The 9,892-nt window shown below is 67.2% G+C and carries 14 protein-coding genes and 2 tRNA genes; 9 read left to right on the plus strand and 7 right to left on the minus strand.

Going from position 1 to position 9,892, the window contains the following annotated elements:
- Nucleotides 1-32: 32 nt before the first annotated feature.
- A complete protein-coding gene (locus RIN18_RS13895) occupies nt 33-566 on the minus strand; it encodes a single-stranded DNA-binding protein (RefSeq protein WP_309104575.1) in 534 nt (177 codons plus the stop codon).
- 205 nt (nt 567-771) lie between these two features.
- On the opposite strand from RIN18_RS13895, the gene RIN18_RS13900 reads away from it, so the two are divergent.
- The 9 genes from RIN18_RS13900 (at nt 772) to RIN18_RS13940 (ending at nt 4,293) form a co-directional block, all read left to right on the plus strand.
- Nucleotides 772-1,041: a hypothetical protein gene (locus RIN18_RS13900; protein ID WP_309104576.1), complete on the plus strand. Its 270-nt coding sequence runs from the start codon at nt 772-774 to the stop codon at nt 1,039-1,041.
- Between the two features lie 3 nt (nt 1,042-1,044).
- A complete protein-coding gene (locus RIN18_RS13905) occupies nt 1,045-1,248 on the plus strand; it encodes a hypothetical protein (RefSeq protein ID WP_309104577.1) in 204 nt (67 codons plus the stop codon).
- Nucleotides 1,249-1,574: 326 nt separating this feature from the next.
- Nucleotides 1,575-1,646, plus strand: a tRNA-Arg gene (locus RIN18_RS13910).
- 36 nt (nt 1,647-1,682) lie between these two features.
- Nucleotides 1,683-2,309: an oligoribonuclease gene (orn, locus tag RIN18_RS13915; RefSeq protein WP_309104578.1), complete on the plus strand. Its 627-nt coding sequence runs from the start codon at nt 1,683-1,685 to the stop codon at nt 2,307-2,309.
- 36 nt (nt 2,310-2,345) lie between these two features.
- A tRNA-His gene (locus RIN18_RS13920) sits at nt 2,346-2,421 on the plus strand.
- A 78-nt stretch (nt 2,422-2,499) separates the two neighbouring features.
- Nucleotides 2,500-3,126, plus strand: a complete 627-nt coding sequence (locus tag RIN18_RS13925; RefSeq protein ID WP_309104579.1) for a LysE family transporter — start codon at nt 2,500-2,502, stop codon at nt 3,124-3,126.
- 38 nt (nt 3,127-3,164) lie between these two features.
- Nucleotides 3,165-3,512, plus strand: coding sequence for a metallopeptidase family protein (locus RIN18_RS13930; protein WP_309104589.1), 348 nt, complete (start codon nt 3,165-3,167; stop codon nt 3,510-3,512).
- The gene (clpS, locus tag RIN18_RS13935; RefSeq protein ID WP_309104580.1) at nt 3,509-3,805 is read left to right on the plus strand and encodes an ATP-dependent Clp protease adapter ClpS; all 297 of its coding nucleotides are present in this window, start codon (nt 3,509-3,511) and stop codon (nt 3,803-3,805) included. Before RIN18_RS13930 ends, clpS begins: the two co-directional genes overlap by 4 nt.
- Nucleotides 3,802-4,293 (plus strand): DUF2017 family protein, encoded by a 492-nt coding sequence (locus RIN18_RS13940; RefSeq protein ID WP_309104581.1) that lies wholly within the window; start codon nt 3,802-3,804, stop codon nt 4,291-4,293. The genes clpS and RIN18_RS13940 overlap by 4 nt, the downstream gene beginning before the upstream one ends.
- Nucleotide 4,294: 1 nt before the next feature.
- Here RIN18_RS13940 and RIN18_RS13945 read toward each other — a convergent pair whose 3' ends face one another.
- The 6 genes from RIN18_RS13945 to gatC form a co-directional block, all read right to left on the minus strand.
- Complete coding sequence (locus tag RIN18_RS13945) at nt 4,295-4,876, minus strand: hypothetical protein (protein WP_309104582.1); 582 nt, start codon at nt 4,874-4,876, stop codon at nt 4,295-4,297.
- Nucleotides 4,860-5,177 carry a hypothetical protein gene (locus RIN18_RS13950; protein WP_309104583.1) on the minus strand — a complete coding sequence of 106 codons (318 nt, stop codon included), beginning with the start codon at nt 5,175-5,177 and terminating at the stop codon, nt 4,860-4,862. Before RIN18_RS13950 ends, RIN18_RS13945 begins: the two co-directional genes overlap by 17 nt.
- Nucleotides 5,178-5,214: 37 nt before the next feature.
- Complete coding sequence (dinB, locus tag RIN18_RS13955; RefSeq protein WP_309104584.1) at nt 5,215-6,471, minus strand: DNA polymerase IV; 1,257 nt, start codon at nt 6,469-6,471, stop codon at nt 5,215-5,217.
- A gap of 76 nt (nt 6,472-6,547) precedes the next feature.
- Nucleotides 6,548-8,074 (minus strand): Asp-tRNA(Asn)/Glu-tRNA(Gln) amidotransferase subunit GatB, encoded by a 1,527-nt coding sequence (gene gatB / locus RIN18_RS13960; protein WP_309104585.1) that lies wholly within the window; start codon nt 8,072-8,074, stop codon nt 6,548-6,550.
- The gene (gatA, locus tag RIN18_RS13965) at nt 8,074-9,609 is read right to left on the minus strand and encodes an Asp-tRNA(Asn)/Glu-tRNA(Gln) amidotransferase subunit GatA (RefSeq protein ID WP_309104586.1); all 1,536 of its coding nucleotides are present in this window, start codon (nt 9,607-9,609) and stop codon (nt 8,074-8,076) included. The genes gatB and gatA overlap by 1 nt, the downstream gene beginning before the upstream one ends.
- A partial coding sequence (gatC, locus tag RIN18_RS13970) for an Asp-tRNA(Asn)/Glu-tRNA(Gln) amidotransferase subunit GatC (protein WP_309104587.1) occupies nt 9,606-9,892 on the minus strand: 287 nt, incomplete at its 5' end. The genes gatA and gatC, both read right to left, overlap by 4 nt.

Consider the following 9,892-nt stretch of genomic DNA (forward strand, 5'->3'; position numbering starts at 1 on the left):
GCGGCTGAGCATGCCGGGCACAACGCAGGCCGTCAATACGGAGTGGTCTCCGCATCGGCGAGCCCGAGCGCGGCTCCCTCGCCGGCGTTCTCGTCAGCAGTCGCCCACACCGCCGCGGTGAGCGCCATCGCCTCGTCGGCGTCGACCTCGGCGCCCGCGTCGTCATTCCTGTCATCGACGGGCGCCTGCGGCCGGTCCTCCGACGTGGCGCGGGCAGCGCGCGCGTAGGCGCTCGTTCCCCAACGCAGATCGTGGCCGATGACGTCGGCATCGAGATCGATGCTCGTGCCGTGCTTTCCGTTGCTCTCCCAGTTGCGGATCTTGAGTCGACCGGTGATGATCACGCTGTCGCCCGAGCGCAGCGACGCCTTCGCGTGCTCGGCGAGGCGCCGGTACGCGGCGACGGAGTACCAGTTCGTGCCCGATTCGACCCACCGTTGCGTCGCCGAGTCGAACCGCCGCTGCGGACTGGCAAGGCGGAAGTTGGTCACGGCGACGCCGCCGGCGGTCGTTCCCAGCACGGGGTCGGTGGCGACATTGCCGACGATCGTCAGGGTGTTGAACATGCTCTTCTCCTCTTGAGTGCCGGAACCGACGTCCGGATCGCTCCAGCGTGGAGCACCCCCGAGCGGGCGCAGCCTTCGCAGGCCACGATCCGTGGACAGCAGAGGGAAGTCGCTGTCAGTGCAGGAGCTGTCGCCACCGGGTGCGATCCGTCAGAGGACCGAATGTCGGTGGTCGCTCATATGTTCGAATGCGAAAGGAGTTCCGATGTCCGAAAGCCTGACGACGTCCCTGCCAGACGTCCCCTATGCCACGCCGCGCCTCGATTCTTCTCGCGAGGTGCTCGTCCGAGCGGCCGACCACCTCTGGCGCGTTCAAGACAGGGCCGGCCGCGTTCTCGGCCACCTCCGTATCGTGGCCGACCCGCTCGGTCTTCGCTACCGGGCCGAACGGCTGCACCTGGCCACGGGCACCTTCCGCATCGTCGGCGAGTTCTGGCGACCCGACGACGCCGTCGCGACACTGCGATACGCGTGAGCGATGCCCAGTTCCGGGGAGCGTCTGAAAGCGATGCAGGCCTGGCACCGGCATCAGAACTTCTCGCGCATGATCGACTACCTGCTGACCCATCCCTGCACCGACTGCGGCGAGGGCGACCCGGTGGTCCTCGACTTCGATCATCTACCGGGGCGGCCGAAGAAGTTCGAGATCGCTCGAGCGATCAATGCGTCCACCCGATCGTAGGCGACGATCTCGGCCGAGATCGAGAAGTGTGAAGTCGTCTGCGCCAACTGTCACCGGCGACGGACCGCGCGTCGGGCCGGACATCGGAAGTATCTCGTGTCGGCCGGAGCACCTGTGCCATCTCCGGAGCGGCTGGAAAGTCAGCGAGTGCAGGTGCCGCATGGTGGCGGCACGAAGGGCCGGCGCGGCTGCCGTTGCGAAGCCTGTCGTCAGCAGCGGAACGCGTACGCTCGGCGACTTCGCGCCTCAGCTCGACAGCGCCGCGATGCAGGCGTCGCCGGGTCTGACACCAAGGGCACTGAAAATGTCGCTAATCTGGACGTCGACCCCCAGTAGCTCAGCGGAAGAGCATCGATCTTCTAAGTCGCCGGTCGCACGTTCGAATCGTGCCTGGGGGACCGAGCCGATGTCAGCGCCGTCGATAGGATGACGTCATGGTATCTGCGTCCGAGAACGATCGACTCGTCTGGATCGACTGCGAGATGACGGGGCTCGATCTTCAGGTCGATGAGCTCGTCGAGATCGCCGTCGTCATCACCGATTTCGAGCTCCAGCCCATCGACCCGGGTTTCCAGATCGTCATCAGGCCCAGCGACTCGGCACTGGCCAACATGAACGAGTTCGTCACGAAGATGCATGAGGCTTCCGGGCTGATCGACGAGATCCCGCAGGGCGTCTCCGTCGCCGAAGCCGAGGAGCAGACACTCGCCTACATCAGGCGATTCGTTCCGCTGGAGCGGAAAGCGCCACTCGCCGGGAACACGATCGGGACCGACCGAATGTTCCTCGCGAAATACATGCCTCAGATCGATCAGTGGCTGCACTATCGCAACGTCGATGTCTCCAGCATCAAGGAGCTCGCACGGCGCTGGTACCCTCGTGTCTTCTTCCAGGCACCGCTGAAAGACGGCGGCCACCGCGCGCTCGCCGACATCCTCGAGTCGATCCGCGAACTGCGCTATTACCGTGAAGCGGTCTTCGTCACCGAGCCGGGACCCTCCAGCGACGAAGCCCGCGAACTCGCCGCCCGCACCGTGTCGGAGTTCACACCGAACATGTAATAGACTCGTGTGGTCGCTCGCCCCGGTGAGCACATGGTGGGTATAGCTCAGCTGGTAGAGCGCTGGCTTGTGGTGCCGGATGTCGCGGGTTCGAGTCCCGTTACTCACCCCAGCAGGAAGAGGTTCGAACCATCCGGTTCGGACCTCTTCTGCGTGACGGGCGGTCACCGCCGCGACCTAGACTGTCGAGGTGTCGTTGACGGTGTGGCTCTCCCTCCTCACCGCCTGTGTCGTCATCAGCTTCACTCCCGGTGCCGGCGCGATCAACACGATGTCGAACGCGCTGAGCCAGGGGTGGCGGCGATCGATCTGGGGGGTGATCGGACAGCAGCTCGCGCTGATCGTGCATGTCGCGATCGTCGCTGCGGGAGTCGGCCTGGTCGTCTCCCGCTCCGAGTTCCTCTTCAACGCGATCCGGTACGCGGGCGCCGCGTACCTGGTGTATCTCGGCATCCGGCTCATCGTCGCACGTCCGGCGCTCCCGGCCGAGGACCCGACCGCGCCGATCACATTTGAGAGTCGATGGTCGATGATGCGGCGGGGATTCTGGGTGAACCTGCTCAACCCCAAAGCGATCGTGTTCTTCCTCGCGTTCATCCCGCAGTTCATCCGTCTCGACGAGCAACCGCTCCCCCAGTACCTCGCGCTCGTCGGCACGGTGATCGTCGTCGACGTCTTCGTCATGTGGGGGTTCTTCGCAGCGGCAGCGCGCCCCTTCCGTCGCCTCACCCGCTCCGAACGCGGTCAGCGAACGCTGAATTCCGTGTTCGGCGCCCTGTTCATCGGTGTGGCAGCGTTGCTGATGTTCGTGCACTGATCGGCGAGCCGCCGACGGCGGCAATAGGCTGGACCGTGATGGAGATGGATGCGACGACCTTCGAAGAACTCGTCATCGACGAGCTCGATCGTCTGCCCGACGAGATGGTGGACGGCCTGGACAACGTCGTCTTCGTCGTCGAGGACCGCCCTGAAGACGGCGGACTCGACCTGCTCGGTCTCTACGACGGACTGGCGCTCACCGAACGCACCCAGTACGGCATGGGCGAGCTCCCCGACCGCATCATCGTGTACCGCGAGCCTCATCTGGCGCAGTGCGAGGGCGAAGAAGAGCTGCGCGACGAGGTGCACACGACGCTCGTGCACGAGATCGCGCACTTCTACGGGATCGATGACGAGCAGCTGCACGAGCTGGGGTGGGCATGAGCGCACCACCTGCCACGCCCGACCTCGATGAGGCGACAGAGCTTTCTGCCGCTCCGATCGAACCATGGCAGGTGGTCGTCTGGAACGATCCCGTCAACCTCATGAGCTACGTCGTGCGCGTCTTCCGGACATACTTCGGATACTCCCATGAGCATGCGACCGCACTGATGCTCGCCGTGCACCACGAAGGCCACGCGATCGTCGCCACAGGTCCGCGGGAGACCATGGAGGTGCACGCTCAGGCCATGCACGACTTCGGGTTGTGGGCCACTGTCCGCAGGGCGCCGCAATGACTGAGCTCAGCGTCCGGTTCCGACTCGCCCGCATCGAGGGTATCCACCTCGGGCGCCTCGTCGATGAGTTCGAGGAGCTCATCGGAAGCACCCATGACAGCACCGACCCCGCCATCCTGCGGCTCACCCCCTCCCCGTACCCCGACGATGAACAGGCCTCTGCCGCCTTCGCGGAGAGCACGAGGAACGACCTCTTGGATCGGAGGTCGACGGATGCGGCGGTGGTTCGCTCCGCGCTCGCCCGGTTCGACGCTGATCCCGAGTCTCTGACCGAGGCGGAAGCAATGCGATCGTCCGAGGTCGTTATAGACGCCGACGACATCGACTCGTGGCTTCGCACCCTCACTGCGCTCCGGCTCGTGCTCGCGTCGCGACTCGGAATCGCGGAGGAGGATCGGCACGACACGGACGATCCCCGCTTCGCCATGTACGACTGGCTCGGCTATCGCCTCGAAGTCCTCGTCCAGGCCGCAGAGGGACAGGACTGAATCAGGGGATCTCGACGATCCGCGTCGCGAGAGAACGTGGGTCGTCGCGTTCGATATGACGCTGCTCTTGCGCCGCCCACCGATCCCAGTGCGGTCGATAGGTCTCACCGTCACGCTGAAGCGCGCGGGACCTGCGGGCCGGTTCCGCCGCCTCCACCCAGACGCGGACGTCCGCCAGCGGCGCCGTCGTCGGAGTGAGGACGCCGCAGCCTTCGAGGATGACGCCGAGCGCCGGATCGACGGCGTGGCTCTCTGCATCGGTCTCGTGTTCCCAGTCCCACTGCCGCCACGTTCCGATGAGGCCCCGGCCGTGCGGCCGGAGGATGCCGTCGGTCGCGCGGTCGACGCCGGCATCGAGCCCGTCCCACCCCGGGTACAGCGAATCCAGCGCGATCAGTTGCACGCGACCCGCGAGGGGCCAGTGCTCGACGAGCAAGCGCGCCAGGGATGTCTTTCCTGCGCCGCTTCTCCCGTCGATCACGACGACCGGGTTCGCCGCGGCGATCGATCTCACATCATCGACGATCCGCGCCGCCGCGGCCCGCAGTGCCGCGGCGACCGGGTCATCACTTCTTGAGTGCACGGATGATGCGCGTCAGTGCGCGCCCGGTGACGCACACGAGGGGGATCGCGACGGCGAGAAGGCTGACGATGTTCGGCTCGAAGCGAAGGCCCTCCTCGCGTCGGACATACACGCCGAGCGGGATGGACATGCCGCCCCCGCCGCCGCCGTCACGCTCCTGGTCGGAGCCCCCGCCGTAGCCTGCCCAGGTGAGCGACACGGGCGTGATGCTCACTCCGTCGACGTCCTGCGGTTCGCCGTAGGCGCTCTTCACGCCGAAGGCAGAGGCCTGTTTCCCGAGTTCCAACGCGATGTTCGGCATGTTTCCACGCTAGCCCACGCACGGGAGTCGCCATCGATCAATCGATTCCGTGAGCTTTCGGGTGCAGGGCAGAGCCGCGTCCGTCGCCGCGACCGAGGTGTCGCGCCCTGGTGATCGTGGCGCTGCCGAATCGGGCCACCGCATCGTCCACGGCTCCCTCGACGCGCCGCCAGTCCTCGTCGTCATCCCACAAGCCGATGCCGCCGGCGCCGGCCGGGCGGAGGTTCTCGGCTCGGACGCCCACCAGTCGGATCGGATCGCGCCGCTCGATCTGGTCGAACAGCCCCTGCGCTGCCTCGCCGATGCGCTGGCCCACCGCTGTGGGCTCGGGCAGCGTCTGTGAACGGCTGAGCGTGCGGAAGTCGTCGAACCGGATCTTGATCGAGATCGTGCCCGTCTCCCACTGCGCCCGCCGCAGGCGTGCGGCCACGCGGTCGGCGAGCCTCAGCAGTTCGGCTCGGAGGAACTCGCGGTCCACGATGTCGTGGTCGAAGGTCTCCTCGTGCCCGACGCTCTTCTCCACGCGCTCTGTTTCGACGTGCCGCGGGTCTTCCCCGCGCGCCAGCTGCGCCAAGCGCGCACCCAGTGCGGGACCGACGGCCCTGTCGAGCATCTCCGCCGAGGACTCGCGGATGTCGCGAATGGTGCGGATGCCACGGCTCTCGAGCGCTTCGGCGGCCTTGGGGCCGACACCCCACATCGCCCGCACGGGGCGCGGAGCCAGGAAATCCAGCGTGTCGGATGCCGCCACCACGAGCATGCCGTCGGGCTTAGCGATCGTCGACGCCATCTTGGCGACATGCTTGGTGGCCGCGACCCCGACACTGCACGACATGCCGACCTCGGCCTGCACCCGTTCCCTGATGATCTGCGCGATCCGCGCGGGACTCCCCCACAGCCGACGGACGCCCTGCACGTCCAGGAAAGCCTCATCCACAGACAGGGGCTCGACCAGCGGTGTGATCGACTCGAAGATCGCCATCACCTGACGCGACACCTCCTGGTACCGGTGGAAGTGAGGCGGGACGATGCGCGCCGTCGGGCACAGCCGCAGCGCCTGCGAGACGGGCATGGCAGCCCTGACTCCGTAGCGGCGGGCTTCGTACGACGCACTGGAGACCACCGACCGCCCATCGGGGGCGCCGATGATCAGCGGCAGCCCTCGAAGCGTGGGGTCATCGAGCACCTCCACTGCGGCATAGAAGGCATCCATGTCGACGTGGAGGATGCGGGTGCCGGTGTCGTCCGCGCCCTCGGGCGAGACGACCCGGCCCCTGCCATCACCGTGACCCATGCACCCATTGTCGCCCGGATCGCCGGCTCGTCGGTGCTCCCTCAGCGGTGACCATCGGCGAGGCGTCGCGGGTCGGTTACGCCTCGGGCTCGCTCGCGCGCGCCAGGACGAGCTCACGGACGCGCGCCGCATCGGCCTGCCCCTTCATCGCCTTCATAACCGCCCCGATGACCGCGCCCGCGGCCTGCACCTTGCCGTCGCGGATCTTCGCCATGACGTCGGGCTGGTTCGCGAGGGCCTCGTCGATGGCGGCGATCAGTGCACCGTCGTCGGAGACTACGGCGAGTCCGCGTGCGTCGACGACCTCCTGGGGGGTCCCCTCGCCGGCGATGACACCCTCGAGCACCTGACGGGCGAGCTTGTCCGTCAGCGTGCCGGCATCGATGAGCAGCTGCAGAGCCGCCACATTCGCCGGGGCGATCAGCCCGGCGGCATCCCTGTCCTGCGTATTCGCCAGCCGGGAGATCTCGCCGGTCCACCACTTGCGCGCAGCGGCCGGTGCCGCACCCGCGGCGATGGTCGCCTCGACCTCGTCGAGCAGACCGCCGTTGCGCACATCCTGGAACTCGAGGTCCGTGAAGCCCCACTCGGCCATGAGCCGGCGCCGTCGCGCCACCGGCTGCTCGGGAAGAGCGGCGCGCAGCTCTTCGATCAGCTCAGCAGCAGGCTGAACCGGCAGCAGATCCGGCTCCGGGAAGTAGCGGTAGTCATCGGCATCCGACTTCGGCCGTCCGGGCGACGTGGTGCCGGTGTCCTCGTGCCAGTGCCTGGTCTCCTGCGTGATCGATCCGCCGTCGGCGAGGATCTGCGCCTGCCGCTGGATCTCGTAGCGGACCGCGCGTTCGACGGAACGCATGGAGTTGACGTTTTTCGTCTCCGTCCGCGTGCCGAGCTTCGTCTCGCCCCGCGGTCGTAGCGACACATTGGCGTCGCAGCGCAGGTTTCCCCGCTCGAGGCGCGCCTCCGAGATGCCGAGGCTGCGAACGATGTCCCGGATGGTGGCGACGTATGCCTTCGCGACCTCCGGTGCGCGGTGCTCGGTGCCGAAGATCGTCTTCGTCACGATCTCGACGAGGGGAACGCCGGCGCGGTTGTAGTCGACCAGTGAGTACTCGGCGCCCTGGATGCGCCCGGTCGAGCCGCCCATGTGGGTGAGCTTTCCGGCGTCTTCCTCCATGTGCGCGCGCTCGATCGGAATCTGCACCACCGTGCCGTCCTCGAGCTCGACCTCCACCGAACCCTCGTACGCGATCGGCTCGTCGTACTGAGAGATCTGATAGTTCTTGCCGAGATCGGGGTAGAAGTAGTTCTTCCTGGCGAAGCGGCTCGACTCGGCGATCGAGCATCCCAGCGCGAGACCCAGACTGATCGACGACCGGATCGCGGTCTCGTTCACCACGGGAAGGGAGCCCGGGAGCCCCAGATCGACGGGCGCGATCAGCGTGTTCGGCTCGGCGGCGTGATACAGCTCATTGGCCGGATTGGGCGCGTCGGAGAACATCTTCGTGTTGGTGTTGAGCTCGACGTGCACCTCGAACCCGAGCACCGGCTCGTACAGCTCGAGCGCCTTGTCGAAGTCCATGAGCTTGGCGGCAGCGGCCATCAGCGGGTTCCTCCCATCGATCCCTGAGCTTGTCCGAGAGCGGGCGCACGATCGAGGAGCGGGCCACCCCAGGAATCGAGCAGGACCGCCTCGAGTGCCGCACCCACGCGGTACAGGCGCGCGTCTTCCCGGGCCGGAGCGATGAACTGGATGCCGACGGGCAGTCCGTCCTCCTCCGCCAGGCCCGAAGGGATCGAGATCCCCGGTACGCCGGCGAGGTTCACCGGAATCGTCGTGATGTCGTTCAGATACATCTGCAGCGGGTCGTCGACCTTCTCGCCGATCTTGAACGCCGTGGTCGGCGCCGATGGCGTCGCGATGACGTCCACCTCGGCGAAGGCGTTCGCGAAGTCCTGCTGGATCAGCGTCCTGACCTTCTGGGCACTGCCGTAGTACGCGTCGTAGTACCCCGCTGACAGCGCGTAGGTGCCGAGGATGATGCGTCGCTTGACCTCGTCGCCGAATCCGGCGTCGCGGGTCGCGGACATCACGTCCTCGACCGTCGGGGTGCCGGCAGGCGTGACCCGGAGGCCGAAACGCACCGAGTCGAACTTCGCGAGGTTGCTGGAGGCCTCGGCGGGAAGGATGAGATAGTACGCGGCCACACCGTACTCGAAGTGCGGGGCGCCGATCTCGACGATCTCCGCCCCCTGAGCCTCCATGAGTGCGAGCGCCGTACGGAAGGAGTCCGCGACGCCCGGCTGAAAACCGCTGTCGGGGAGTTCGCGGATCACGCCGACCTTGAGCCCCTTGAGGACATCGCCACGCGCACCCTCGCGAGCGGCGTCGGCGAACGAGGGCCACCTGTCCTGCAGCGACGTGGAGTCCTTCGGATCGTGCCCACCGATGACGTCGTGCAGGAGACCGGAGTCGAGGACAGTGCGCGTCACCGGGCCCACCTGGTCAAGGCTCGAAGCCAGCGCGATGGCGCCGTAGCGGCTGACGCCGCCGTAGGTCGGCTTCATCCCGACGGTGCCGGTCACGTGCGCCGGCTGACGAATCGATCCCCCGGTGTCGGAGCCCAGCGCCAGGGGCGCCTCGAAAGCTGCGACGGCCGCCGCCGACCCACCGCCGGACCCACCGGGGATCCGGTCGAGGGCCCATGGATTGCGAGTCGGGCCATAGGCCGAGTGCTCGGTGGAGGACCCCATGGCGAACTCGTCCATGTTCGTCTTGCCGAGCGGGATCAAGCCCGCTGCGCGCGAGCGGGCGACGACCGTGGCGTCGTAGGGCGACCGGTAGCCCTCGAGGATGCGCGAGCCGCTGGTCGTCGGCTGATCGGTCGTGACGAGGACATCCTTGATGGCCAGAGGTACGCCGGCGATCGGGCCGAGCTCGTCACCGGCGGCGCGCTGTGCATCGACGGCCGTCGCGGCATCCAGAGCGCGTTCGTTCACGTGCAGGAAAGCGTGGATCTCGCCGTCGACGGCCGCGATGCGGTCGAGGTGGGCCTTCGTCGCCTCGACGCTGGAGATCTCGCGCGCAGCGAGCTTCGCCGCCAGCTCTGCTGCCGTCAGGCGGACGATGTCGCTCACTGCTCTTCTCCCAGGATCGCGGTCACACGGAAACGGCCGTCCGCGGCATCCGGCGCATTCTGCAGCACCTGCTCGTGAGTGAGCGCCTGCCCGACCACATCGGGACGGAAGACGTTGCTCAGCGGGATCGGGTGGCTCGTGGCGGCCACATCGGCTGTCGCGACCTCCGACACCTTCGCGATGTTGTCGACGATGGCGTCGAGCTGGCTCGTGAGCCGCGTCACCTCGTCGTCGTTCAGCTGGATGCGCGCGAGCACGCCGAGATGACGTACAAGATCAGGGG

Source organism: Microbacterium sp. (assembly GCF_031179285.1).
Lineage (GTDB): Bacteria > Actinomycetota > Actinomycetes > Actinomycetales > Microbacteriaceae > Microbacterium.

Coding starts and splice junctions, on each gene's coding strand:
- dinB (WP_309104584.1), bottom strand. CDS start 6,471: ATGGGTCACGGTGATGGCAGGGGCCGGGTCGTCTCGCCCGAGGGCGCG.
- clpS (WP_309104580.1), top strand. CDS start 3,509: ATGAGCGCACCACCTGCCACGCCCGACCTCGATGAGGCGACAGAGCTT.
- RIN18_RS13895 (WP_309104575.1), bottom strand. CDS start 566: ATGTTCAACACCCTGACGATCGTCGGCAATGTCGCCACCGACCCCGTG.
- RIN18_RS13950 (WP_309104583.1), bottom strand. CDS start 5,177: ATGCCGAACATCGCGTTGGAACTCGGGAAACAGGCCTCTGCCTTCGGC.
- gatB (WP_309104585.1), bottom strand. CDS start 8,074: ATGGCCGCTGCCGCCAAGCTCATGGACTTCGACAAGGCGCTCGAGCTG.
- RIN18_RS13930 (WP_309104589.1), top strand. CDS start 3,165: ATGGAGATGGATGCGACGACCTTCGAAGAACTCGTCATCGACGAGCTC.
- RIN18_RS13940 (WP_309104581.1), top strand. CDS start 3,802: ATGACTGAGCTCAGCGTCCGGTTCCGACTCGCCCGCATCGAGGGTATC.
- RIN18_RS13905 (WP_309104577.1), top strand. CDS start 1,045: ATGCCCAGTTCCGGGGAGCGTCTGAAAGCGATGCAGGCCTGGCACCGG.
- orn (WP_309104578.1), top strand. CDS start 1,683: ATGGTATCTGCGTCCGAGAACGATCGACTCGTCTGGATCGACTGCGAG.
- RIN18_RS13900 (WP_309104576.1), top strand. CDS start 772: ATGTCCGAAAGCCTGACGACGTCCCTGCCAGACGTCCCCTATGCCACG.